Source organism: Streptomyces sp. NPDC046925 (genome assembly GCF_040644915.1).
GTDB lineage: Bacteria > Actinomycetota > Actinomycetes > Streptomycetales > Streptomycetaceae > Streptomyces.
Genome location: NZ_JBEYWZ010000002.1, coordinates 880,490 through 905,384, shown reverse-complemented (window position 1 = coordinate 905,384; position 24,895 = coordinate 880,490). Strand labels below are relative to the sequence as shown.

The 24,895-nt window shown below is 69.0% G+C and carries 16 protein-coding genes and 1 pseudogene; 12 read left to right on the top strand and 5 right to left on the bottom strand.

The genetic code is table 11. The features are described 5' to 3' along the window. Positions 1 to 100 precede the first annotated feature (100 nt). The 6 genes from ABZ906_RS10345 to ABZ906_RS10320 all read left to right on the top strand — a co-directional run bounded on the left by ABZ906_RS10345 (position 101) and on the right by ABZ906_RS10320 (position 8,778). The gene (locus ABZ906_RS10345; RefSeq protein ID WP_361379989.1) at positions 101 to 781 is read left to right on the top strand and encodes a CHAP domain-containing protein; all 681 of its coding nucleotides are present in this window, start codon (positions 101 to 103) and stop codon (positions 779 to 781) included. A 150-nt stretch (positions 782 to 931) separates the two neighbouring features. Next, complete coding sequence (locus tag ABZ906_RS10340) at positions 932 to 1,897, top strand: helix-turn-helix domain-containing protein (protein WP_361379987.1); 966 nt, start codon at positions 932 to 934, stop codon at positions 1,895 to 1,897. A 405-nt stretch (positions 1,898 to 2,302) separates the two neighbouring features. Further along, the gene (locus tag ABZ906_RS10335) at positions 2,303 to 3,775 is read left to right on the top strand and encodes an FAD binding domain-containing protein (protein ID WP_361379984.1); all 1,473 of its coding nucleotides are present in this window, start codon (positions 2,303 to 2,305) and stop codon (positions 3,773 to 3,775) included. Next, a complete protein-coding gene (gene xdhB / locus ABZ906_RS10330) occupies positions 3,772 to 6,219 on the top strand; it encodes a xanthine dehydrogenase molybdopterin binding subunit (RefSeq protein ID WP_361379981.1) in 2,448 nt (815 codons plus the stop codon). The genes ABZ906_RS10335 and xdhB overlap by 4 nt, the downstream gene beginning before the upstream one ends. Position 6,220: 1 nt before the next feature. Next, a complete protein-coding gene (xdhC, locus tag ABZ906_RS10325) occupies positions 6,221 to 7,030 on the top strand; it encodes a xanthine dehydrogenase accessory protein XdhC (protein ID WP_361381387.1) in 810 nt (269 codons plus the stop codon). Between the two features lie 134 nt (positions 7,031 to 7,164). Continuing rightward, positions 7,165 to 8,778, top strand: a complete 1,614-nt coding sequence (locus ABZ906_RS10320) for an AMP-binding protein (RefSeq protein WP_361379978.1) — start codon at positions 7,165 to 7,167, stop codon at positions 8,776 to 8,778. A 45-nt stretch (positions 8,779 to 8,823) separates the two neighbouring features. Here the strand turns inward: ABZ906_RS10320 and ABZ906_RS10315 are convergent, their stop codons facing one another. The 4 genes from ABZ906_RS10315 to ABZ906_RS10300 all read right to left on the bottom strand — a co-directional run bounded on the left by ABZ906_RS10315 (position 8,824) and on the right by ABZ906_RS10300 (position 16,900). Then, positions 8,824 to 10,044, bottom strand: a complete 1,221-nt coding sequence (locus ABZ906_RS10315; protein ID WP_361379975.1) for a metallophosphoesterase — start codon at positions 10,042 to 10,044, stop codon at positions 8,824 to 8,826. Between the two features lie 246 nt (positions 10,045 to 10,290). Beyond that, positions 10,291 to 12,666 (bottom strand): AbfB domain-containing protein, encoded by a 2,376-nt coding sequence (locus ABZ906_RS10310; protein ID WP_361379972.1) that lies wholly within the window; start codon positions 12,664 to 12,666, stop codon positions 10,291 to 10,293. A gap of 234 nt (positions 12,667 to 12,900) precedes the next feature. After that, positions 12,901 to 16,524 (bottom strand): CHAT domain-containing protein, encoded by a 3,624-nt coding sequence (locus tag ABZ906_RS10305; RefSeq protein WP_361379969.1) that lies wholly within the window; start codon positions 16,522 to 16,524, stop codon positions 12,901 to 12,903. 112 nt (positions 16,525 to 16,636) lie between these two features. Continuing rightward, positions 16,637 to 16,900, bottom strand: coding sequence for a hypothetical protein (locus ABZ906_RS10300; protein ID WP_361379966.1), 264 nt, complete (start codon positions 16,898 to 16,900; stop codon positions 16,637 to 16,639). A gap of 300 nt (positions 16,901 to 17,200) precedes the next feature. On the opposite strand from ABZ906_RS10300, the gene ABZ906_RS10295 reads away from it, so the two are divergent. The 5 genes from ABZ906_RS10295 (at position 17,201) to ABZ906_RS10275 (ending at position 23,488) form a co-directional block, all read left to right on the top strand. Next, positions 17,201 to 18,136, top strand: coding sequence for a hypothetical protein (locus tag ABZ906_RS10295; RefSeq protein ID WP_361182803.1), 936 nt, complete (start codon positions 17,201 to 17,203; stop codon positions 18,134 to 18,136). Positions 18,137 to 18,938: 802 nt separating this feature from the next. After that, positions 18,939 to 20,636 carry a P-loop NTPase fold protein gene (locus ABZ906_RS10290; RefSeq protein WP_361379963.1) on the top strand — a complete coding sequence of 566 codons (1,698 nt, stop codon included), beginning with the start codon at positions 18,939 to 18,941 and terminating at the stop codon, positions 20,634 to 20,636. After that, entirely contained in the window at positions 20,636 to 21,472 is an 837-nt protein-coding gene (locus ABZ906_RS10285) for a hypothetical protein (RefSeq protein ID WP_361379959.1), read from the top strand. The genes ABZ906_RS10290 and ABZ906_RS10285 overlap by 1 nt, the downstream gene beginning before the upstream one ends. Then, positions 21,469 to 22,737, top strand: coding sequence for a hypothetical protein (locus tag ABZ906_RS10280; protein WP_361379956.1), 1,269 nt, complete (start codon positions 21,469 to 21,471; stop codon positions 22,735 to 22,737). Before ABZ906_RS10285 ends, ABZ906_RS10280 begins: the two co-directional genes overlap by 4 nt. Then, entirely contained in the window at positions 22,721 to 23,488 is a 768-nt protein-coding gene (locus ABZ906_RS10275; RefSeq protein WP_361379953.1) for a TatD family hydrolase, read from the top strand. The genes ABZ906_RS10280 and ABZ906_RS10275 overlap by 17 nt, the downstream gene beginning before the upstream one ends. Positions 23,489 to 23,519: 31 nt before the next feature. On the opposite strand, the gene ABZ906_RS10270 is transcribed toward ABZ906_RS10275, so the two are convergent. Next, positions 23,520 to 24,188: a pentapeptide repeat-containing protein gene (locus ABZ906_RS10270; protein ID WP_361379950.1), complete on the bottom strand. Its 669-nt coding sequence runs from the start codon at positions 24,186 to 24,188 to the stop codon at positions 23,520 to 23,522. Between the two features lie 299 nt (positions 24,189 to 24,487). Here ABZ906_RS10270 and ABZ906_RS10265 point away from each other — a divergent pair. Then, a pseudogene (locus tag ABZ906_RS10265) lies at positions 24,488 to 24,773 on the top strand (IS5/IS1182 family transposase); the annotation flags it as partial. Between the last annotated feature and the right edge of the window lie 122 nt (positions 24,774 to 24,895).

Below are 24,895 nucleotides of genomic sequence, written 5' to 3'. Positions count from 1 at the left end.
GAGAGCTTGAAGACAAACTGCAGAAGCCCCCGCGAACGTTGATGACGTCGGAGGGAAACAGACTCCGGCACAACGGGGAAACAACGGGGAAGGACCACAGATGTCCAGCACCACCTCCAGCACCACCAAGAGCTCCGTCCGCCGCCCGGCGGTCCTGCTTCTGGCCTCCGCCCTCACCGGCGGCGCCCTGGCCGCGGGGTCGCTGACCACGACCGCGTCGGCCGCGTCCAGCCCGCTGCGCGCCGACATCGTCAAGACGGCCACCATCGAGAAGAACAACCCGACGCACAACCGGGAGAAGCCGAAGGGCTGCAACTTCTACAGCGGGTACTGGAAGACCAGCGGCGACAACATCTGCTCCACCTCGACCGGCGGAGTGAAGTGGCGCTCCAACAACTGGTGCGCCGACTTCGCCCGCTACGTCTGGAAGAAGTCGGGCGCCAAGACCAAGAAAATCGACCCGTGGGCGGGCTCCTTCTACCGGGCCGCCAAGGCCGGCACCGGCACCTGGCACAAGCGCGGCTCCTACGTCCCCAAGCCCGGTGACGTGGTGCTCTACGAATGGGGCCCCGACAAGCCGACCCTCGGCACCAACGGCTGGGACATCGACCACGTCGGTGTCGTCGTCAAGTACCGCAAGAGCGGCAAGAAGCTGACGACCATCGAGGGCAACACCACGAAGACGTCGAGCGGCAACGGCAAGGAAGGCGTCTACCAGCGCGACCGCCACAACACCGAGCGCGGCGACGTCGTCGGCTACGTCTCGCCCGAGAAGCGATAACGCCCACCATCTGTCCCGCAGGGCCACCGCCCTGCGGGACCGCGCCCCGGGGAGAGTGCCGCGCCGACCTCTCTCCCCGGGGCGCCCGCGTGACCGCACGGCTCCTGCCGCCCGTGCGGGCCCATAGGAACAGCTGTGATCGGGGGACACATGCTGCGCATACACTTCACCGCGCCGGATCTCGCCCGGACCCGGGTGGCGAGCGCCCCGGCTCTGATGTGGGAAACCGTCCTGAGCACCCACTGGCTCCGGGACGGCTGCGCCGGCCTCCTCGGCACCTGGTGGCGCGGGCGGGTGCGGCCGAACCTGCCGGGCCGGGCCAGGGCGCTGAGCGAACTCATCCCGAAGCAGGGCTACTTCCCGGACTTCCTCACCCCGCACACCGCCACCTTGTGCCTGGCCGAGGCGGTGGAGCCGGTCCTGCGCACCCGCAGGAAAGAGCTGCGCGGGGACATCGAACTCCTCGCCGGCGGGGGCGCGTTGTCGCCGTGGGTCCGCGATCTGCGTCAAGGGCTCGGCCCGGCACTCGCCCACCTCGACCAGTCCTTCCGCGACTACCAGCGGGCCGCGATCACACCGTTCCTCGGAAGCATCCTGACGCATACCGCACGCGAACGGGCACGGGCGGGCCGGCTCCTCGCGTCCGGCGGGGTGGAAGCGTTGCTCGGCGGCCTGTCCCCGTCGGCGCGGTGGCACGCGCCCTGCCTCGACGTCGACTATCCCGTGGACCGCGACCTGCGTCTCGACGGACGGGGTCTGCTCCTCGTGCCCTCCTACTTCTGCCGCTGCCACCCGGTGACGCTGGTGCGCCAGGGGGACGAGGTCCCGGTCCTGGTGTACCCCCTGGGGCACGAACCGTGGGACGCCGAGGCGGCGGACGACACCCTCGCCGACCTCGTGGGGTGCAGCCGCGCCGCGGTGCTCGAGGCCGCGGGCCAGTGCCGCCGGAGCAACACGAGCCAACTCGCCCGCCGCTCCGGACTGCTCCTGTCGTCGGCCAGCCAGCACCTCGCCGTGCTGCGCCGCGCGGGCCTTGTCGTCAGCTCCCGCGAGGGCAACAGCGTGCTGCACGAGATCACCCCGCTCGGCGCCAGCCTGCTCCACCGACACGTGTGAGCACGGGAGAATCTGCGGACAAAACCGGTCAGAGGGAGCGGCGCCAGAGGGGGTGACCTCTTGACCTCTATGGCTCCAGCCATTAGTTTTCGGTGGCCATCGACCTGTTACTGCCGAAAGGGGGCGACCCAGCGGATGAACACCAGCTCTGATCTCGGTCGCCTCGCCCAGCGCACGGTCTGGGTTCCCGGTCGTATCGCCCACGGCGCCTGAGCAAGCCGTTCTTCAGGTGCCCGTCCGTGGCACCTTCCGGGTACTCCCTCACTCTCTTCCGGCACGCCTCTGCCGCGTGCTGTCCCGCGCCGCCGTCCTTCTCCCTCGTGTGGCGCGTCTGAGCACAGAAAGCTGCCTGAAATTGGCGAACATGATGAATCGACCGATCGTGCACGGAAACGAAGGCCTGTCATGACAGCGGCGCGGATCACCGTCAACGGAAAAGACACGCCGATCGCCCCGGCCGCGTCCCACACCACGGCGCTGGACTTCCTGCGCGAGCGCGGCCTCACCGGCACCAAGGAGGGCTGCGCCGAGGGTGAATGCGGCGCCTGCTCGGTCCTGGTGGCCCGTCCCGGCGTGAACAAGCCCACCGACTGGGTGGCGGTCAACGCCTGCCTGGTCCCGGCCGCCGCTCTCGACGGCCAGGAGATCGTCACCTCGGAAGGTCTCGCCACCGCGGGTGAACCCGGCACGCGGAGCACCCTGCACCCGGTGCAGGAGGAGATGGCGGTCCGCGGCGGATCCCAGTGCGGCTACTGCACACCGGGATTCATCTGCAGCATGGCCGCCGAGTACTACCGGCCCGACCGCTGCGCGCACGCGGACTCGTCCGACGGCGGCGACGCCACCGACGCCGAGCACGGCCCGAACGGCTTCGACCTCCACGCGCTGAGCGGCAACCTGTGCCGCTGCACCGGCTATCGCCCGATCCGCGACGCCGCGTTCGCCGTCGGAACGCCCGCCGACGAGGACCGGCTCGCGCAGCGTCGCGAACAGTCCCCGCCCGAACCGGTCGCCACCGACTACACCCGGGACGGCAAGGCGTTCCTGCGGCCGGGCACCCTGGCCGACGTGCTGACGCTGCTGCGCAAGCGGCCCGACGCGGTGGTGGTCGCCGGCTCCACCGACTGGGGCGTGGAGGTGAACATCCGTTCCCGCCGGGCGGATTGCGTGGTCGCCGTCGACCGGCTGCCCGAACTGCGGGAGCTGCGCGTCGCATCCGACCACGTCGAGATCGGGGCGGCCCTGACGCTCACCGAGATCGAACGCCGCCTCGACGGCCAAGTCCCGCTGCTCGGAGAGCTGTTCCCGCAATTCGCGTCCCGGCTCATCCGCAACAGCGCGACCCTCGGCGGCAACCTGGGCACCGGCTCTCCCATCGGTGACAGCCCGCCCGCGCTGCTCGCCCTCGAAGCGTCGGTGGTGCTCGCCGACGCCGACGGTGAGCGCGAAGTCCCGCTGGCGGACTACTTCACCGGATACCGGCAGAGCGTGCGCCGCCCCGGCGAGCTCATCCGCGCGGTGCGCTTCCCCCTGCCGCTGTCGCCGGTCGTGGCCTTCCACAAGATCGCCAAGCGGCGCTTCGACGACATCTCCAGCGTCGCGGTCGCTTTCGCGCTCGACATCGAGGACGGCTTCGTACGCAAGGCGCGCATCGGCCTCGGCGGCGTGGCCGCGACCCCGATCCGCTCCCTCGCCACCGAGGCGGCCCTTGAGGGCAAGCTGTGGACGGCGGAGACTGTGGAGGCGGCAGCCCGGGTCCTTGAGGCCGAGGGCACGCCCATGAACGATCACCGCGCCAGCGCCGACTACCGCTCCGCGATGCTCGGCCAGAGCCTTCTGAAGCTGCACGCACAGACCACCGAGGGTGTGACGTCATGAGCCACTTGTCCGAGCGCCCCGAGAAGTCCGTCGTCGGCGTGTCCATGCCGCACGAGAGCGCCGTCCTGCACGTCACCGGCGCCGCGCTCTACACCGACGACCTGGTCCATCGCACCAAGGACGTGCTGCACGCCTACCCGGTCCAGGCCACGCAGGCCCACGGCCGGATCACCGCGCTGCGCACCGGTCCCGCACTCGACGTGCCGGGCGTGGTCCGCGTGCTGACCGGCGCCGACGTGCCCGGCGTCAACGACGCCGGAATGAAGCACGACGAACCACTCTTCCCCGACGAGGTCATGTTCCACGGCCACGCGGTCGCCTGGGTGCTCGCCGAGACCCTGGAGGCGGCCCGCCTCGGCGCGGCGGCCGTCGAGGTGGAACTCGACGAGCAGCCGTCCCTGATCACCCTGAAGGACGCGATCGCGGCCGACAGCTTCCACGGCGCCCGGCCCGAGATGCTGACCGGCGATGTCGAGGCCGGCTTCGCCGACTCCGCGCACGTGTTCACCGGCGAGTTCCAGTTCTCCGACCAGGAACACTTCTACCTGGAGACACACGCGGCGCTCGCGCTCATCGACGAGGCCGAGCAGGTCTTCGTCCAGAGCAGCACCCAGCACCCCTCCGAGACCCAGGAGATCGTCGCGCACGTCCTCGGCCTGCACAGCCACGAGGTGACCGTGCAGTGCCTGCGGATGGGCGGCGGCTTCGGCGGCAAGGAGATGCAGCCGCACGGCTTCGCCGCCATCGCCGCGCTCGGCGCCAAGCTCACCGGCCGCCCGGTGCGGCTGCGGCTCAACCGGACGCAGGACCTGACCATGTCCGGCAAGCGCCACGGATTCCACGCCCAGTGGAAGATCGGCTTCGACGCCGACGGCCGTATCCAGGCCCTGGACGCCACCCTGACGGCCGACGGCGGCTGGAGCCTGGACCTCTCCGAGCCGGTGGTGGCCCGCGCGCTCTGCCACATCGACAACACCTACTGGATTCCCAACGCACGCGTCACCGGCCGCATCGCCAAGACCAACAAGGCCTCCAACACCGCGTTCCGCGGCTTCGGCGGACCGCAGGGCATGCTGGTGATCGAGGACATCATGGGCCGGTGCGCGCCGCTGCTCGGCCTGGACCCGATGGAGTTGCGCGAGCGCAACTTCTACCGGCGGGGCCAGGACACGCCGTACGGACAGCCGGTCTCGCAGCCCGAACGGATCTCCGCCGTCTGGGAGCAGGTCAAGGAGAGCGGCGGACTCGCCGACCGCAAGCGCGAGATCGCCGCGTTCAACGCCGCGCACCCCCACATCAAGCGGGCCCTCGCGATCACCGGCGTGAAGTTCGGCATCTCGTTCAACCTCACCGCCTTCAACCAGGGCGGCGCCCTCGTCCTGATCTACAAGGACGGCTCGGTCCTGATCAACCACGGCGGCACCGAGATGGGCCAGGGCCTGCACACCAAGATGCTTCAGGTGGCCGCGACCACCCTCGGCATCCCGCTGCACAAGGTCCGCCTCGCCCCCACCCGCACCGACAAGGTCCCCAACACCTCCGCCACAGCGGCGAGTTCGGGAGCGGACCTCAACGGCGCCGCGGTGAAGAACGCCTGCGAGCAGCTGCGCGAGCGGCTCCTTCAGGTGGCCGCCACCCAACTGGGTTCGGGCGCCGCCGATGTGCGCATCGTCGAGGGCGTCGCCCGCGCGCTCGGCAGCGACAAGGAGCTGGCCTGGGACGACCTGGTGCGCACCGCGTACTTCCAGCGGGTGCAGCTGTCGGCGGCCGGTTTCTACCGCACCGAGGGCCTGCACTGGGACGCGAAGTCGTTCAGCGGCACGCCGTTCAAGTACTTCGCCATCGGGGCCGCCGCGGCCGAGGTCGAGGTGGACGGCTTCACCGGCGCGTACCGCGTACGGCGGGTGGACATCGTGCACGACGTCGGCGACAGCCTGTCCCCGATGATCGACATCGGTCAGGTCGAGGGCGGGTTCGTGCAGGGCGCGGGGTGGCTGACCCTGGAGGATCTGCGCTGGGACACCGGCGACGGGCCGAACCGCGGCCGGCTCCTGACCCAGGCCGCGAGCACGTACAAGCTGCCGAGCTTCTCGGAGATGCCCGAGGAGTTCAACGTCACGCTGATGGAGAACGCCACCGAAGAGGGCGCGGTGTACGGCTCCAAGGCGGTGGGCGAGCCGCCACTGATGCTGGCCTTCTGCGTACGGGAAGCCCTGCGGCAGGCCGCCGCCGCGTTCGGTCCCGGCGGGGTCGGCGTCGAGTTGGCCTCGCCCGCGACGCCGGAGGCGGTGTACTGGGCGATCCGGTCGGCGCGCCGGGCTGCCGCTTCCCGTAACGGGTCTGCGGACGGGGCCGCAGACGGATCCGTCAACGGGTCCGCCCGCAGCGGCTCTGCCGCCGACGGTGAGATCCGGGCCGGCGCAAAAACCCTGAGCGGTGCCTGAGATGACGTGGGTCGCCGCGGTCGCGCGGTTGCGGGCACGCCGGGAGCCCGGCGTCCTCGTGACCGTCGCGACCGTGCGCGGACACGCCCCGCGCGACGCCGGTGCGAAGCTCGTGGTGGGGGAGACCGGGGCGTGGGGCTCGATCGGCGGCGGCAACGTCGAGGCCGTCGCGATCGACCGCGCCCGGGAGATGATCGCCGCGGCCAAGCCCGATCCGGAGCTGATGGACTTCGCCCTGAACGACAAGGTGGTCAACCAGCACGGCGTGCAGTGCTGCGGCGGCACGGTCTCGGTGCTCCTCGAACCCCTGCCGGTGGTACGGGCGGTGGCGATCTTCGGCGTAGGGCACGTCGGTCTCGAACTGGCGCGCATCCTGGCGCGCCAGGACCTGGACCTCCATCTGGTCGACACCCGCTCCGACATCCTCACCGAGGAGCGGCTCGGGGTGCTCGCGGACGCGGTGGGGCAGGTGCACGTGCATCACACGCTGCTGCTGCCCGAGGAGGTCCTCGCGGAGTTGCCGCGCGGCACCCATGTCCTGATCATGACCCATGATCACGCCGAGGACGCCGCGCTGTGCGACGCCGCCCTGCGCACGTCCCATCTCGGCTCCATCGGCCTGATCGGTTCCGCGGCCAAGTGGGTGCGATTCCGCCACCGTCTCACCACCGAGGGCGGCCACGACGAAGCGACCATCGACCGGATCAAGACGCCGATCGGACTCGCGGACGTCACCGGCAAGGAACCCGCGACGATCGCGGTGAGCGTCGCCGCGGATCTGCTGCGCACGTTCGAGGCCGAGGAGAACTGACCGGCGCCCCGCACTGGTGCGTACGCAGGGGTGCGGGGCCCTGTCGTCGGCAGGGGCATGGTACTCCGCCGCCCCATGGCCGAAGTCGACCCCTCTGACGCCGCGACATGTAAGCGGCATGTTTGCATGTGTCCATGATCATTAACGCACAGCAAACATCTCGGCCCCGCACGTACGTCGACCACGTCCTGGAACACTGGCACCAGGACGAGGACGCCGAGGCGCTCGTCCAGGGCACACAGCGGCTGACCCGGGGAGAGGCCCGGCGGCGGCTGTTCCGCCTGGGGCACGCGCTGCGCGCGCAGGGGCTCGAACCCGGCGACGGAGTAGGGCTGTTCCTGGCCAATCGTGTGGACTCCGTCCTCGTGCAACTCGCGGTCCATCTCATCGGCTGCCGCGTCGTGTTCCTGCCGCCCGAACCGGGCCCCGGCGAGCTCGCCGCGCTGGTCGAGCAGTCCCGGGTGCGCGCCGTGGTCACCGACCCGCTCTTCGCCGAGCGGGCCGCCGACGCGGCGGGCCGCAGCGTCCACGCCCCCGTGCTGCTCGGCCTCGGTCCCTGCGAGCAGCGGTGCGCCGACCTGCTCGCCCTGGCGGCCGACTGCCCGGACGTACGCCCCGAAGGCGTGCCCGCACCGGGAGCGGACGAACCCGTCACCGTGCTCTACACCGGCGGCACCCTGGGCCGCCCCAAGCTGGCCGCGCACAGCCACCGGCTCTACGACGCCCTGGTGGACCTCGCGGAGAACTCCCGCGACATGGTCTTCCCGACCGTGAACCCCGGAACCGAGCGGATACTCGCCGCCACGCTCCTCACGCACGGCAGCGGCCACCTCATGTCGGTCCAGGCGCTGGTGACCGGCTCCGCCCTGGTCGTGCTGCCCGAGTTCGAAGCGAGCGCGGCCCTGACGGTGCTGCGCGAGGAGCGGATCACCGCCACCATGTTCGTACCGCCGATGCTGTACGCGCTGCTCGACCACCCGGAGTGCGTGCCGGGCGCCCTCCCCGCGCTGGGGCGCGTCGTCGTGGGCGGAGCGGCCTCGTCGCCCAGCCGGTTGCAGCAGGCAGTCGAGGTCTTCGGTCCTGTGCTCAGCCAGGGCTACGGGCAGTCGGAGGCGCTCGGCATCGCCGCGTTCGGCGCGGGGGACCTCGCCTCGCAGGGTGCCCGGCGGCCCGAACTGTGGCGCAGCTGCGGGCGCGCGATATCCGACACCCGGATCGAGATCCGCGCCGAGGACAACGCGGCGGCGCTGCCCGCCGGGCAGGTCGGCGAGGTCTGCGTCCGGGGCGAGACGGTGATGCTCGGCTACTACGAGGACCCGGAGCGCACCGCGCAGGCGCTGCACGACGGCTGGCTGCGCACCGGGGACCTGGGCTATCTCGACGCGGAGGGATACCTCTACCTCGTCGACCGGGCCAAGGACATCATCGTCACCGGCAGCACCAGCGACAACGTCTACTCCAGGGTCCTCGAGGACTTCCTGCTCACGCTGCCCGGCGTACGCAACGCGGCGGCCCTCGGCATGCCGGACGAGGAGTTCGGCGAGGCCGTACAGATCTTCCTGGCCACGGCCGAGGACGCCGACGTGGACCCGGACGCCGTCGGCGCGGCGGTGACCGCCGAGCTGGGCGAGCTGTACACGCCGCGGAAGACGGTCCTGCTCAGCCAGTTGCCGACGACCAAGGTCGGCAAGGTGGACAAGAAGGCGCTGCGCGCGGCGTGGACGAACGAGGCCCTGGCCACGCCGTAACCGCTCTCGCCCCGCCTCCCCGACGCCCCACCGCCCCGTCCGGTGCTACGCCGAGGGAACCTGCTCCGGGGAACGGAGCACGAGCAGGGTGATCTCGCTGGGGGCGAAGACGCGGAAGGGCGGGCCCCAGAAGCCGGTGCCGCGGCTGGTGTAGAGGAGCGTGCGGGCGCCGTGGCGGGTCAGGCCGGCGAGGGCGGGCTGGTCGAGGCGGACCAGGTAGTGGAAGGGCCAGATCTGGCCGCCGTGAGTATGGCCGGAGAGCTGGAGATCGACGCCGTCGGCCGCTGCCTGGTCGACGAACTTGGGCTGGTGGGCGAGGAGCAGGACGGGCAGGTCGGGGTCGGCGCCGTCGAGGGCTCCGGCGAGGTGGGCGCGGTGGCCGGCCAGGCCCGAGGACTCGGCGGTGACGTCGTCCACACCGGCGACCACGAGGGTGTCGCCGCCGCGTTCCAGCAGCAGATGGCGGTTGCGCAGCGGCTCCCAGCCCAGCTCGTCCATCAGGTCGACCCAGCCCTGGGCCTCGCTGTAGTACTCGTGGTTGCCGGTGACGTAGACCCGGGCCCGGGTGGCCCGCACGGTTCCGAGCGGCGCGGCCTGGGCGCGGCGGCGTTCGGCCGTGCCGTCCGCGATGTCCCCGGTGTGGCAGACCAGGTCGGCCTCCAGGGTGTTCACCGTCTCGCAGACCCGAGCCGACCAGCGGGCGCGGTCGAGCGGACCGTAGTGGGTGTCGGTGATGAGGGCGACGCGGGTGCCATCCAACCCGGCTCCCAGGCGCGGCAGTTGCACGTCGAGGCGGCGTACGCGGGGCACCCGGCGGGCCTCGGCGTATCCCCACGCGAGCAGAACGGCGGCGGTGCCGAGGATCGCCCAGGTGACGATCCTGGCCCGGTCCTGGCCGTCGCCGACGCCGGCCACGGTCAGGGCGAGCCGAAGCAGGACGCCGAGCACGACGGACCAGGTGAACAGGACCCAGCTGATGCCGAGGAGGCTGTCCCCGACGATCGCCGCCCGGTCCTGCTGCCGCTTGCCGTGGCCGCGCATCATCGCGAGCGGCATACCGATCAGGCCGAGGACGAACAGGGCGGTGCCGGTGAGCGCGACGGGGAGCGGCCAGTGCTGGCCTGCGTACAGCAGCACCCAGCAGGGCACGGCCCACAGCAGGACCGGGGCGATCAGGGGGAGGTAGCGCATCAGGCGGCGCAGCCGGCTCTGCTGAGTCGCGTGCGCTGCGTTGTCCGCGGGTCGGGTCTCGCTGGTGTCGGCCACGCTTCCCCTCCTTGAGTGATGAGGCTGCCGTCGCGCGCATTCTCGCAGGGTGGGGGAGTCAGGGTCGCGCTGGGTGCTGCCTTGCCGGAAGGTGGCCCGGGTCGGGGTCCGGGGCCGGGTACGAGTCCGGGCCCGCGACCGGACCGGCTGAGGCGCCTGAACGAGAACAAGCCCGTTCAGGCGCCCTGTACCCGGCTCACCGGCGGGTCCAGCTCCCCGACGGGTCCGGCTCACCGACGGCGCGGATCAGGACACCCAGGGTGCCTCCACGGCCCAGGTCGTGTCCTCCACGAAGTTGCTCGGACTGTCCGCGGTGCGCGACCCGCCGGGAACGGCGAGGTACACCTCGGCGTTGTAGTGGCGCAGATACTGGCCCGGATAGTTCTGGGCCATCAGACGGACACCGCCCTGCCCCGGCACCGCGCAGAACGTGGCGTCCGCGCGGAACAGCGCCGAGCCGTCACCGGCCTCCCGGTGCACCCGGAACTCGCGGTGGCGCAGGTACTCGCCGGGATAGTTGCGGGACTCGAAGGAGTAGCAGGAGCTGTCGGCCAGACCGGGCACGATCCGCCAGGTGGCGTCGTTCTTCAGCAGGTCGCCGCTGCCACTGTTGACGACCTCCGTGTACGCGAGGGCATCCTTGTGCCGGAGGTAGCGGTCGGTGTAGCCGGGGGTGGTGACCCGCAGCGACTTGAGGCCGGTGGGCAGGGTCGTCGGCGCCTGCGGGCTCTTCGAGGCATTGATCAGGGCCTGATTCGCCGCCTTGACCCGCCCCGCGTCGACCTTGACCACCTGGCGGTCGTACGTCAGCAGGCCGTTGACCTCGTTCTCGACGTCGGTGATCTCGGTGTAGACGGACCCCGACAGACCGGCCGGCATCTGTTGCAGGCGCAGCGCGTCGATCAGACCGATGAAGCGGTTGTTCAGATGGGCGGCGTCGGCCTGGTCCTCGTAGGAGAAGCCGTTGCCCGGCGACCACTCGTGACCCGGAACCCGCAGCCCGAGGCCGCCGTACTCGCCGAGGACGGCGGCCCGTGTCGAGGACGGTTTGGTCACCCCCGGGCCCACGTAGACATGGTTGTCGATCACGTCACCGTTGCCGCCGTCGACCGAGCCGCAGCAGTTGATGCCGCTCATGTTGTCGACCAGGCGCGAGGGGTCGGCCGCCTTGACCTTGTCGGCGATGCGGGCCTGGTCGTACTGGCCCCAGCCCTCGTTCTGGTTCACCCACATCACGAGCGACGGGGAGCTGCGGTGCTCGTCGATGACCTGGTCGAACTCCGCCTCCCACTGGGTGCGGGCGGCCGAGTCCGGCGTGCGGGTGTCCATCGAGGGCATGTCCTGCCACACGAGAAGGCCGAGCCGGTCGGCCCAGTAGAACCAGCGCTGCGGCTCCACCTTGATGTGCTTGCGGACCATGTTGAAGCCGAGGTCCTTGTGCTTCTGCAGGTCGAACTTGAGGGCGTCGTCGGTGGGCGCGGTGTAGATGCCGTCGGGCCAGTAGCCCTGGTCGAGGGTGCCGGTCTGGAACACGAACTTGCCGTTGAGCAGCAGGCGTTGCTTGCCGTCGACCGTGCCGCGCGAGATCGACCGCATACCGGCGTAGCTGCCTACGGAGTCGGACACCGTGGACCCGGAGACGAGGTCGGCTTTCACGTCGTAGAGGAACGGGTCGTCCGGCGACCACAGACGCGGATTGGTGATGCGGACCGTCAGCTGCGAGCCGACCGCGCCGGTCGCCGTGCCCACCGTGGTGCCGCCGGAGCTGACCGTGACGCGCGCGCTCTGCCCGCTGATCCCGGTGCCCCGGACGGTGACCCGCAGGCTCGAGTCGGACAGGTTCGGCACCATGTCGAGACGGGTGATGTGGGCGGGAGCGGTGGGCTCGAGCCACACGGTCTGCCAGATGCCGGAGGCGGCCGTGTAGAAGATCCCGCCGCCGGGATGCGGCGTCACGTCGTTGATGCGCTGCTTGCCCACGGCCTGGCCGCCGGTCTGCGTCGGGTCGAACACCGAGACGACGATGGTGTTGGTGCCGCCGTTGAGCAGGGGAGTGATGTCGTAGCCGAAGGCGTCGTAGCCGCCGCTGTGTGCGGCGCCCGCCTGCTGCCCGTTCACCCACACCGTCGTACGCCAGTCACTGGCACCGAAGTTGAGCTGGACGCGGCGCCCGTTCCAGTTCGACGGCACGGTGAACGTGCGCTTGTACCAGAGCTTGTCGTTCTGGGTGATCTTGCGCTGGATGCCGGAGAGCGCGGACTCCGCGACGAACGGGACCCGGATCTGCTCGGTGAAGGAGGCCGGCTGTCCGGCGTTCGCCGAGGTGACGGCGAAGTCCCAGATGCCGTTGAGATTGGCCCAGTCGGGACGGGTCAGCTGCGGGCGCGGGTACTCCGGCAGCGGATTGTCCCGCGAGACCTTGTCGGTCCACGGCGTCGTCATCGGCGCCGGTTTCGGGTCCCAGGCCGTGGGGGCCGCCTGGGCAGTGGGCGCGAGGGCGGTGACGCCGCCGAGGAGCAGAGCGAGGGCGCTCAGCAGGATGGCGAGGGTGCGGCCTGGTCGTAATGCCGACTGCGGACGCGCGGGGCGCGTCGATCTGAGTCGAGTGGACGGGTGATGCATCGGAACTCCTCGTGTCACAGGGCACGGCCGACTGGCCGCAGGGCACGGCCGGTTGGCCGCAGGGCGACGGAACGGAGGCTTACATCGTTGTAAGGAGAGTTCTTAGACACTTGAGGAGGGGGCGTCAACGTCTCGAACGAGCCAATCTGCCGCGCTCACAGAGTGTTGGCGGTGGCCCGCGCCATGTGCGGTGACGGGCCTCCGTAGCCGCCTTCGTGGCTGCTTTCGTGTTCGTCACGCCCCGGAGTGGACATAGCCGGCCCACAGCGTGGGGAACGTCGGGTACTTGGAGCGTGCCTGCCGGACCGCGTGGTTGAGGGCCCGCGGCGCGAGCGAGGTGTCCAAACCGTGCGGTGTCTTCCGCAGCGCCGCGAAGAACGCCTCGCCGACCGCACTGGTGTGGTGGTCGTCGACAAGCCACAGCGTCGCGACGACCCGCCGGAAACCCGCGTGCTGCATCGCGCCGGAGAGGTGGACCGACTCGTCCGGGATCCGCAGGCCGCTGGAGTGGCTGGTGCGGCACGCCGAGAGGAACGCCAGCTCGGCTTCGGGCAAGTGGTGGTCCGTCAGATGCCGCACCGTAAGGGAGTCGGGCTCGTCGCCGAGCAGGAGACGGCTGTCCCACGGGTTCATGGGATCGCTCACGGCGTGGCAGGCGAAGTGGACCACGGAACTGTGTGCGAGCTCGGTGAGCACCGCGGGGACAGGGAGTCGCGGTGCGTCGGATGTGGTCACCAGGACGGTCGCGTCGTCGAAGAGCCGCGCCAGCCGTTCGGTTTGCTCGGCCGCGCACGGCAGCGGCGCGGCACCCGCGGTGTACGGCATGGCGACGGCCAGAAACCGCCCGGGGTTCCGGCTGGCGGGGCGGTCCCTGGCCGCGACCAGCGCCTGAATCGACGGCGTGTACGAGGAGACCACCTTGTCGATGGCGGCACCGCCCTCGGGGTGGGAGTGCTGCCCGCTCCGGCGTCCGGCCGCGTGCAGCGGCAGCAGCCCGAGCAGACTGCCCGGCGCCCACCAGAGGTGGCCTCCGGCTTCGGGTGACGTCGACGACAGAAGGCCAAGAGTGTCGAGCACCGGTCCGACGGCGGCGTCCCACAGCCATTCGAGAATCTCCGAGACACGCCTCTGGGCCTCCAGCCGGGCCGAAGGGTCGAGCGTCCTGTCGTGGCCCACATCGGCGGCGGCATGCAATCGGGCGGCCTGCGCGGTGACCGCTGCGACGGTCAGTACGGGCAGGCGGCGATGCAGGACACCCTCCGTGGTGGCGATCAGGGCGTGGCCGGTATCGGAGGCTGCTGCCAGTGTCACGACGGGCCCCGACTCGGCGGCACGGGCGAGCAGTTCGCGGTGCGGCGGACGCAGGAAGGACTCGAATCCCGGCAGGGAACGCACGGTGGCCAGGACGCTCTCCATGCGGGTGGAGGCGGCGCGGCGCCGGTCGATGTCGGGCCGAGCGTCGTACGAAGGCGGGGGCGGGGGCGCTGTCTGTCCTTCGGCCGAGGGTCCGGCCGGAGCGACGAGGCGACGGTGCAGGCCCAGTAGTTCACCGGCGAGCCGGGGATGCGCTTGGCGGAGCGCTGACAGGTCGGTTCGCAGATTCAGCGCCTGCCGGATCAGCACCTCGCGGCCCGTCTCCAGGAGACGCAACGCCTCGATGGCCGCTGCGGGCGACGGGGTGCCTCCGACCGTCGGGTCGGAGGTGGCGAGGAGGTGGGCGGCGGCCTCGGTGGCAAGACCGGCGAAGCGGGACAGCGTCTTGAGGCGGTCGCTCCCGGCATGCCACAGCGGCGCCGCCGCGGCGAGTCGTTCCACGGCCTCTGTCAGGAGACGACCGGCCAACTCGCCGTCGTCCGGCCCCGCGAGGCGGGCGGCGGCGCGGGCGGCCTCGATTCGGTCGGCCGGAGGGGACGCTTCGCAGGCGTACGCCTCCAGGAACGCGGCGAGGGCGTCGGAGCGCGCGGCGTCAGGGCTCTCGGCCAGGATGTGGCCGAGCGTCTGGAGGCAGTTAGCCCGGCTCGGAGAGCCGATGGGGAGGGCATCGACGGCTTGGCGCGCGTATTGGAGCGCTTCGGTCACCACCTGCGGCGTGCGGGTGGCACGGTAGGTGTGCAGCAGGGCCATGGCCAGTTCGGAGCAGGCCCATATGTGGTCGCTGCGGTGCGGGCCTGCGTGGCGCAGCGCGGTCCGGCAGACCTCCACGGCTTCCTGGAGGTCGTCCCCGGCTCCCTGGAGGTCGTGCGCGGCGTGGTCCGGGACGGGACGGCTCGCGTGCCGTTGGATCAGTGCGCGACTCAGCGCCGCGGAGCGTCCGGTGTGCTGCTCATGACTCGGGGGAGTGAGCGCGAGTGCCCGGCGCAGGACCTGCACCGCTTCATCGAGGTCGCGCAGGCCGCCGGCGTCCAGCGGACGACCGCTGGGCCCCGGAACGTCTGAGGCGCTCATGAGCAGGGCCCGGCCAAGGAGCGTCAGCATCATCGGGTGTTCGTCGTGCGAGGGCGGTATCAGGGCGGCACACACGCGGAAGGCCTCCACCGCCTCGTGGAGATCGCTCAGGCTGCCCGTCATCTCGGCCCGCGCGGTCAGAATGCCGCCGAGGTTCGCCAACGGCAGTGTGAGCTCGGGACTTCCCTCGGGAACGCTGCGGACCGTGGCCCGCAGAATGTCGACGGCCTCGTGCAGGTCCGCCTCCGAGAACGTGCGCTGCCCCCGTACGGACAGCGCGTGCGCCCAGTTGGTGCGAGCGGCCACCAGACCGGGATGGCCCGGAGGCGCCAACTCCACGGCTCGACGAGCGAGTTCGATGAGCCGTGTCTCGTCCTCGACGGCCTCGACGTCGGAGAAGCGCTCCGCGCGGATGCACAGTGCGCTGCTCAGTACCGTCAGCCGCCCCGGCAGGGCGGGGTCCGAGGCGGTGGTCGCGTCCACGCTCTCCTGCGCGGTGGCGACGGCCCGGTCCAGTTCCGCACGGTCGCCGGTGCTCTCGAACCGCGCAAGGAGCAGCGCCGTCAGGTTGTTGTTGTAGAGGGCGCGTGCCGGTCCGCGGGGGACCAGGGCGAGGGCCGCGGTCATGCATCGCAGGGCCTCGTCCCCGTCGGCGGGCGAACCGGTGAGCCGGTGGCGCAGGTGAAGCACGGATCCGAGGCCGCACAGCACGGCAGCCCGGTCCGTCGCCACCGGGGCAGGGACGGTGGCCGATTCCGTCGCTCCCGAAGCAGGCGCGTCGGCCGGCTCCCGGGACGACAGGGTGACGGCCTCCCGGAACGCCGTCACCGCACCGTCGAGATCATGCGCGTCGCGCTGGCGCTCGTAGCGGGACATCAACGCGTTGCCCATGGCCGCGAGGACCGCGAAGCGGCCCGGATGTCCGGCGGGCAGCCGTTGCGACGCGCGACGGGCCTGTTCTACGGCTTCGTCGACGTCGTCCACGCTGCCGGTACGGTCGCCGCGCATACGCAATGCCGTGCTGAGTTCCACGCGGAAGGGCGCCTGGTTCATGTGGCCCGGCGGCAGATGCTCCACGGCCTCCACGGCCTCCACGGCGTCTGCGGCGGCCGCGACCGCGGCCTGGAAGTGGCGCACCTCGCCGGACGCCTCGGCGAGACGCAGGAGGGCCTGCGCGGTCCGGAAGGCGAGCATGGGTGCAGTCCGATCGTGTGCGGACACGCGACCGCGTAGATCCTGGAGGGCGGTGACGGCTTCTTGCAGCTCCTCGCGGGAGGACGCGGCCGACGCGCGCTCGGCAAGCGCGTCCACTGTCGCCCGCAGGGTCGTTGAGGGGGGTGCGTCACGGCTGCCGCGGCCGGTTCGGCGCAGCGCCTCGGTGAACCTGCGCAAGGATTCGCGGCGGTCGTTCATGGGGCGGCGCTCCGTGGTGCAGGTGCGGGTGCTGCTGCGGGCGCCGAAGCCGGAGTCGGAGTCGGTGCAGACAACGGCCCTGGATCGGCCTCGGGCTGAGGTGCCGTCAGCTTCAACAGAGCACTCCTGCCCTGGAGTCGGCAGGTGATGGCCCAGCCCAACTCGGCGTCGAGGGGACCGCCTCCTGCAACGCCAGGTGCAGCGCGCGCACTGCCTCGTCCACGCCGGCGCCCGCCTTCAGGGCTGCCAGGAGGCGGTCCACCGCCAGCCGCCCGGTCGGGGTGCCTTCCCGCGCCAGGAAATCGCGGATCCTGTCGAGATCGTCGAGCGCCCGCTTGAGGGCGACGGCTTCCGATGAGCCCTGACGTTCCGTCACCGACCACCCCCATGATGTTGCCGCCGCGCGAGGCCGTTCCTGTCAAACCATGATGCATCAGGCAATATCAGCAAGGGAGTTGCTGGTTCACGCCACCGCGCATCGGACGACGAGGGCCTACAGCCGCTGTACGAGATTCCGGCCCGCACGCCTACGGCATGTCACCGAGGTGGGCAGTCGGCCGACCGTCCGCGTCTAGCGTGTGGATCTGCCGCCCCGCACATCAAGGGCATGTCAGGGGCATGGGGGAGTCGAATCCCCGGGGCAGAGATCCGACCTGCACGCGCGGGAGGCACGCCAGTGACGCTCGAACAATTCCTGCGGCTCTATGAATCGGCGGAGCACGAGGGCCTGTGGCCCGTTTCCGAGTCCGACACGAACGCCCTGCTGCGGCGGATCCACTCCCGGCTGGACCCTGCCGAGGACGTCGTCCACGTCATCCGCTTCGAGCTGGAGGACGGGTTGGCGATCGGTTTCCACCCGCGCAAGAACTACGACCCCGCCATCTTGGTCATCACTTCCCGGCGTCTGCTCCTGTACGCCCGCCCGCAACTGCTCCTGAGGGCCGTGGAGAAGATCAAGACGGCCTCGGTCGGCGGCGGGCCTCAGCAGGACTTCCATCTGTCGGAAGTGCTCCTGAGCGATCTCACGGGAACCTCCGGAATCCGCAACCCCACGTCGTTCGGCCTGACCCGCAACGTGGTCCTGCACCAGGCCGACGGACGCATGGTGAAGATCGCCGGCATGAGCGCCAAGGCCAGCGAACGCACGGAGGCGGCCCTGCGGTCGGCCCTGGAGTCCACGCCGACCCGGGGCAAGGGCGCGCGAGCGGCCATCGAGGCGTGCGCGCGACGGGGCAACACCGAACTGGCAGGAGGGTCGCAGGGCACACCGGTCGACGAGGTCTTGGACCTCCTGGTCGGCCACTTGGACGGCGAGTCACCTGTCCACGTGGCGGCCTTCCAGGACGCGGGCCGCCAACGCCACCCCTGGTCGGTGCTGACACTCTCGCCCACACGCCTCATCCACCAACTGCGCTTCGACGACGAGGAACTCGTCGACATCCTCCACCTGGGCGCCGTCTCGAGCCTCCGCTGGGGCAAGCGCCGCTTCATGCCCGCGTACCTCAAGCTCCAGCACCACGAGCGGGGCGAGGTCGCCTTCTACGCGTTCCAGGAGCAGGTGGTGGCGGACCTGGGTACCGCGATACAGCAACGCCTCACGGAACTCGCCTGACCCCTCCCGCCGCGGGGTTTCCGGAGGCAACAGCACCTCCGGAAACCCCCGCGCGAGGCTCTAGAAGAACCCGAGCTTCTTCGGGCTGTACGAAACCAGGAGGTTCTTCGTCTGCTGGTGGTACAGGCGCTGTACCCACGCTGACCAGGCCAAATGATAGTTGGTGCAGCCTTCGGTCGGGGACCGGTCCGGAAATGGCCCGGATCTTGGCCTGGCGGCACCGGTTCGGGTGATGCTGCGGCTGCAGTGCGAGCGGTTGGGAGCGAGCAGGCCGAATCTTGATACGTGGTCTGTGGCGTTGGCGTGCGGAGCACGCGGTACGGACGGCGCAGGTTGTCGGAACCCTCTGCAGGCGTCCGCGCTGTCCGAGGCGATGCCGTTTGCGAACTTGAGGGTTGCGGCCCAGGTACTGCTCCGACGCTTGTGCCAGGTGGTGAGATGTCGGGCCCCGCCAAGGAAGTGTTGGCGGAAACTGCGACGTTCGGCGGATGGAGTCGCTCGCCCCGGCCAGAGGGCCGTCCAGCGGCAGCCCTCGGAGTAATCGAACCCCCACCACAACATCGGCTACAGCCTCAGCCCTAAGCACCCGCTGGCGCCCACCCACGACTGTGAGGTGTCACTGTTCCACCAATGCTGCCCTCGCATCGGCGTGCGTACAACAGACATGGCCGCTGTCGTGAAATATGTGCAACGAGTGAAGATAGTGTGCATATGATGTGTCAGGGGCGCTGCCTGTGCGGCGCGGTGGCTTGCAACTCCTTTGGCGAGGAGTAGGCAGGGTGGGGACGTACGGGGGCGCACATTGAACGAGTTGCATCTGTGGGACGACAACCCGACGACGGTGGACCTGTTGGGTTTCACCTCGATCGTCGACACTGTGGTGGCAGCCCTGCAGTCACCGTCGCTGAACCCCGTCACCATTGGGATCAACGCACCCTGGGGCGGTGGGAAATCCACCGTTCTTGGGCTGCTTCAGCGCAAATTGACAGAGCAGTCCGGATACCGGGTCATCCGCCTCGACCCCTGGGAGTTTGACGACCAGTTCGACGTGCGTGGCGCTGTGGTCGGTGAGGTGCTTCAGGATCTGCTGACCGCTTACCCAGACGACGGCCTGCAGGACGCAGTCAACGGGCTTTTAGATCGCATCAGTTGGGCGCGTGTCAGTAACAGCATGTCCAGCGGCAAGACGATGTCGACCAAGGAAGAGCTCCTGGAGGCTTTCAAACCTCAAGCGAGGGGGAGCGCCAAGAGTCTGGCGGGATTCCGTAGCGAGTTCGCCAAACTGCTTCAGCGGCCGGAGTCGCTCGAGCGGTTGGTCGTGTTGGTCGATGACCTCGACCGATGCCTTCCGGATGCCGTAGTGGCCACGTTGGAGGCCATCAAGCTCTTCCTTTCCGTCGAGAAGATCGCCTTTGTTCTGGCTGCCGACCAAGAGATGGTGCGCGATGCCATCGCGGTCAGTCTCGACGCCACAGGGCGGGGTGAACAGTTCGCTCTCCGTTACCTTGAGAAGATTGTCCAACTGCCGCTTTCTCTGCCACGTATCAGCACGGATGAGGCTGCCGCTTTTACTGCCCTTCTGCTGTCCGAGCGCGAATGCGCAGACGAAGGCCACTATGCCGAACTGGTCGCGCATGCCCAAAAGCGCCGCGCCCAGGGGCTCTCACCCGTGCTCGCCAACATGCAGGATCTATCGTGGATGCCTCCCGCTAACACCCTTAACCTGGCCAGCCGGTTTGCGGCTGGTCTGGCTACACACCGTTCGGGTAGCCCACGCAGCATTAAGCGATTCCTCAACGCCTTCGCCTTGCGAACCCGCATCGCCGAACGTCATGGCATCGATATCGACCCCTCTGTGATCGCCAAGCTCATGCTTCTGGAAGACAGCCACAGCAAGGACTTCGAGACTCTTGCGAGCCTGCAGGAGACCCAGCGCAGCAGCCTGCTGAAACGCTGGCAGGCCTGGGGCCGCGGCGATGACCAGGACAAGCCGGACGATGTCACCGAAGCCAGCAAGGAGTGGGCCGCGTCTGAGCCCGATCTCGAGACCGCTCCGATCGGCCCGTATCTGAGCCTGGCGGCATCCCTGGTCAGCCTCACAGCTGCGGCATCCTTGACGCAGCAGCAGCTTTCGTGGGTGGGGGAGTTGGCAAGTGAGTCTGAGCCCCACCGGCGGGATGCACTGCAACAGGTTCTCGCCGCTCCACTATCCGATCAGCAGGCTGTTATCGCCGCGCTGATTCAGCGCGCGCGGCGAGAGACCGACACGGACCCCCTGGCAGAGTCCATGGTGGAAATCGCAAAAGCTACTCCCGAGCTGTGCACCGTCGTATCGGACGGTCTGTGGGAGATCTGCGAGTACCTCACTCCCGGAGCCCTCGTCGAGATGGAGAGCAGCGGCATCGAAGAACTTGTCGCGCTGATTCCACGCCTGGCCGAGGCCGATGCCGTCGACCCGGCGGTAAGGGACTACGCACGCCAGCGCAGGGAGCGAGCCTGATGGGTACCTCGGGGTCCTACGGAGGCAGCGGAAAGGCGGACTGGAGGCAAGCCCATGACGCATTCGACGCCCTGAGCGGCTCCGGAGCCGCAGGGGGCGACTGGGCCGATCTTCCCGACGGCCAGCAGCAATCCCTCGACAACGTCCTTGACGCCCTGGCTACGGCTCTTCAAAACGAGGACGCCGATCACGGGGCGCCACCGGCAACTGCATACCCGCTCTCGTCGCTGTTGGCCACTTCCACCCAGGGCGGCGCCGGGGCAGGGGGCGCCGGCGGTGGAACCCGCACGCCCACCGGGCGGGCGACCGGCGACGCCCGACGGCAAGTGATCAGGGGATCTGCCCGCGGAGCCGCCGCAGTTGCCGGCGCATACGCACTGCGCAACGGTGACGCGACTCGTCTGGCGGAACTCGGCCTCGACCTTGCTGAACTGAGGAGCCTCGGCCCACGCGCTCAGATCTCGCGCATCCTGCAGACCGTACTGGGCAACGCCGGTCACCCAGACGAGACGGCCCTTCGCAAAGCCGCAACCAGATGGGTCAAGGCCGTAATCCTTGATCCCGAGCCCCCCGCCCAGCAGGACGGGCTGCGAGGGCTCGTCGTCGAATGGATCTACGAACTTTCCCTGGTCGAACTCGGATCGCAGAAAGCCCAGGGGGACCTGACGCCCCAGCAAGCTATCCGCAAACAGCGCTGGCTCCGCTCGTGGCTGGAACGGCGCCTGAAACATCTGGCCATCCCCGATACGAGCCGCATGGCCGTGCGGGACTTCTCCGCAACAGCAGCCAAGGTGACCGGGGAGGCACTGCGCTTGCTGCGCGCAGGACGCTCATGACAGCCATCATCGAAGTACTGCCCCTTGATGCCGAACAGCACGAACAGGCCGCCACGTCAGTCCGTTGGGCTCGAAACCACGACCACCGTCCTGCCGATGTCGCCGGCACGCTCGGATGGGACCTGGACCTGATCGGAGCGCCTCCTGAGGCAGCTGCGGACCTCGTGCGTATCGCTGTCGCGGCCTATCTCGCCGATCGACGGGTTCGCCGCCCCAACACCTTCGTCCGCTCTATCGACCTCACTGTTCACACGGTGAACCCTGAGCCTTGGAACGCTGGTCCAGGGCAACGCATCGAAGAACTCCTGCAATGGATTACCGGAGACCTGTGGCAACTACACGCAGTCCCCGCAACCGCAACGGACCAGAGACGGACTTCTCTGCCCATGGCAGACGACGTCATGCTCCTCAGCGGCGGTCTCGACTCCCTGTGCGGAGCCGCAGACCACTTGCACGATGGCATCGATCGGCTCCATCTGAGTCACTGCGACGGGGCGACAGCAGTACGCGCCGCGCAAACCCGGGCTGTCTCCTGGCTGCACGGCTTGAGAACTGATTCTCTGCGGCATCTCACTGTGAAGGTCTGCCAGACGGGCACTCCCGCCGACTCCACCTCACGGAGCAGGAGTCTGCTCTTCGCAGCCCTAGCTGTCGCCACTGCCGCTAGCACTTCAAGCCCACAGGTCACCGTGCCCGAGAACGGATTCACCAGCATCAACCCGCCGCTCACCACAGCCCGTGGCGGTGCCTTGACCACACGGTCCACTCACCCGGGAACCTTCGAGCGCCTCAACAACCTCCTCAAGGACGCAGACATCCCAGTCCGGATATCCAATCCATACCTGCAGGCCACCAAGGGGGAGTTGCTGGCGCGCGCCCACGAGAGAGTCGGCGACTCTCTTCTCAGCGCCGCCGCTCGGACACTGTCTTGTGGAAAGCTCGACGGAGCCCGGTACAAGGGCGGCAACGCCAACTTGAACTGCGGCTTGTGCGTGGCCTGCCTGGTGCGCCGCGGCTCCTTCACCACAGGCTCCTATCGCGACTCCACCACTTACCTGGTGCATCACCTTAAGGGCGCTGAACGTCAGAAGCTCCTGAGGAACCGCCGCCGGGATGTCCACGACGTTCAGCAAGCCATTCTCGCCGGAATCGATGACACCGATATTCTTGCTGTCGGCGATCTGTCACCTGAGACCGACTTCGACGCCGTCGTGGATCTGTGTCAGCGAGGCCTCCAGGAGTTGAGCCGTGTCCCCTTTCCTTGATGATGAACTTCCCGCACTGGACTGTCACGCACACATCGCCCCAGATGTGACGAGGCCACAGATCGATGCGCTGGCAGGGGCCGTCGTCTTTGCCGTCACTCGCACGCCTGCCGAGACCTGCAATGCGCTCCGACGCCGCGACACCACAATGGTCTGGGGCTCGGGCATCCACCCTGCAGTGCCTGCCGCGCTTAAGGCTTTCGACGCGAAGGAATTCGCCAGCACACTGAAGCAGACCTGCCTCATCGGCGAGGTCGGACTCGACCGCCGTGGCAGTCTTGAGCAGCAGTGCTCCGTACTCACACAGATCCTGGACGCGGCACGCGACGAGCCGGTCCTCCTGTCTCTTCACAGTACCGGCCGTACCGGGCGCCTCGTAGACATACTTACTGATCGCCCGCACCCCGGCATCATCTTGCATTGGTTTCTGGGAAGCCCTACGGAGAGGCAACAAGCAATCGAGCTGGGCGCATACTTCTCAGTGAACGCTGCCATGTCCGACGACGTTCTCGCGGCGTTCCCCCTTCAACGCCTACTGCCTGAGACAGACTTTCCCGCTAGCCGACGGGCCACCGGTGCAATGCGTCCCGGCGTCGTCGCCCCGATCGAACAGCGGCTGGCCCTACTGCACAACACGACACCGCGCCTCATCAGGCACCGCTTCTGGCAGAACCTACGCGAGCTGACAACTCAGACGCAGGTCCTGGACCGCCTACCGGAACGAATTGCAGACTGGACGCTAGAAGCCTGAGTCCACTGCTTACCGAAGGCGATACTCACCCTCAGCTGGTGCCGCTAACGCGACCGCTGATTTCGCTGCGCGAAGAGAGCGGTTCGGGCAGACGACAGCCACGGAGCTTGCGAGCCTCAAGAATCTGCGCTGCCGACACCCCCTGGACAGTGGACATGTCAGCTAGTGAGAGGTCGGCGTCCCTAAGGTCGGCTCCCGCGATATCCGCGTCTCGCAAATCCGCAGTATCGAGGGTCGTGCCCGTCAGCAGTGCCTGCCGCAAGTGAGCACCCCGAAGCAGAGCCCCCTTCAGATGCAGGTTTGACAGATCCACTGGGTCCCGATGGTGACCCCGCCGTAGGGCTGCAGCTGTCAGTGCGCGCAACGCCTCCTGGACCTCCTCCTTCGGCTGCTCAGGCAACTGCGAAGCAGCCAGGACCTCTGTCGAGCTGGCTGGCGCGTGTTTACGCACGAAGGAGTTGAGCACTCGCGCGGCATGACCGCTCTGCTCCGGTGCATCTTGAACGATCTGCTCCATCGCCAGGATGCCGCCGATGCGCACATACGGCTCATCTGAACTCAGGCGCTCCAAGGCTTTGGTGAAGCGATCAGTAACCTGGCCCCTGCGACTGAGTCGGAACGTGCGGGCCGTATAGGACAGCGCGATGCCCGCACCGATCGCGGCAATCACCTGCACGACCGCGAGACGGAACTGGCCCACGGCAGCTGCGCGAGCGGGCCCATCGAGAGACTGCCATTCGCTGCTCGTGACCCAACGTGTCAGCCGCACGGTGAGCGGAGTGAAGACAACAGCCAGCGCCCCAACAACCAGTCCTGCGCCGACGACTCCCAGAGCGGTCCACCGCGTAACTCTCCACATGTGTCGTTTCTATCGTGTCGTTGGCCCGGCCGTTAACTCACCACCTTCACGTAGCTGACTGACGCGGCGCGATCTCATGGCCGCGTGTACTCATGCAGGGCGCGGTGGCCCCCTCAACGCGCCGATGACGTGCGGTGGACACCTACGCGCGGCTCGCCGCCGGGTTCGGCATCGGCGTCGCGACCGTGTACCGATAGATACGTGAGGTGATCGACGTCGTGGCCGCCGCCGGCCGACCCTGATCGAGGGGATGAAGACCGTACAGGCGAAAGCGTTCGTGATCCTGGACGGCACCCTGCTGCCGATCGACCGGATTGCCGCCGACACACCCTGCGCTACTCCGGAAAACCCCAACGCCATGGCATGAACGTTCAGGTCCTCACCGACCTGTTCGGCCGACTGCTGTGGGCTTCGCCAGCATTGCCCAGGGTGAAGAAGCGGCACTCGGCAGTGGCACGTCGCGATCGTAGGCGAGTAGAGCGAAATGCTCTTGCTCCACAGCCCAGGCCATCGTGCACACCAGCAGAGGCCTGTTCGTTGAAAGTGCG

Bases quoted from the DNA above. Each gene is read 5' to 3' on its own strand.
- ABZ906_RS10345 (WP_361379989.1), top strand. From the start codon at position 101: ATGTCCAGCACCACCTCCAGCACCACCAAGAGCTCCGTCCGCCGCCCG.
- ABZ906_RS10340 (WP_361379987.1), top strand. From the start codon at position 932: ATGCTGCGCATACACTTCACCGCGCCGGATCTCGCCCGGACCCGGGTG.
- ABZ906_RS10335 (WP_361379984.1), top strand. From the start codon at position 2,303: ATGACAGCGGCGCGGATCACCGTCAACGGAAAAGACACGCCGATCGCC.
- xdhB (WP_361379981.1), top strand. From the start codon at position 3,772: ATGAGCCACTTGTCCGAGCGCCCCGAGAAGTCCGTCGTCGGCGTGTCC.
- xdhC (WP_361381387.1), top strand. From the start codon at position 6,221: ATGACGTGGGTCGCCGCGGTCGCGCGGTTGCGGGCACGCCGGGAGCCC.
- ABZ906_RS10320 (WP_361379978.1), top strand. From the start codon at position 7,165: ATGATCATTAACGCACAGCAAACATCTCGGCCCCGCACGTACGTCGAC.
- ABZ906_RS10310 (WP_361379972.1), bottom strand. From the start codon at position 12,666: ATGCATCACCCGTCCACTCGACTCAGATCGACGCGCCCCGCGCGTCCG.
- ABZ906_RS10305 (WP_361379969.1), bottom strand. From the start codon at position 16,524: ATGAACGACCGCCGCGAATCCTTGCGCAGGTTCACCGAGGCGCTGCGC.
- ABZ906_RS10285 (WP_361379959.1), top strand. From the start codon at position 20,636: ATGGGTACCTCGGGGTCCTACGGAGGCAGCGGAAAGGCGGACTGGAGG.
- ABZ906_RS10280 (WP_361379956.1), top strand. From the start codon at position 21,469: ATGACAGCCATCATCGAAGTACTGCCCCTTGATGCCGAACAGCACGAA.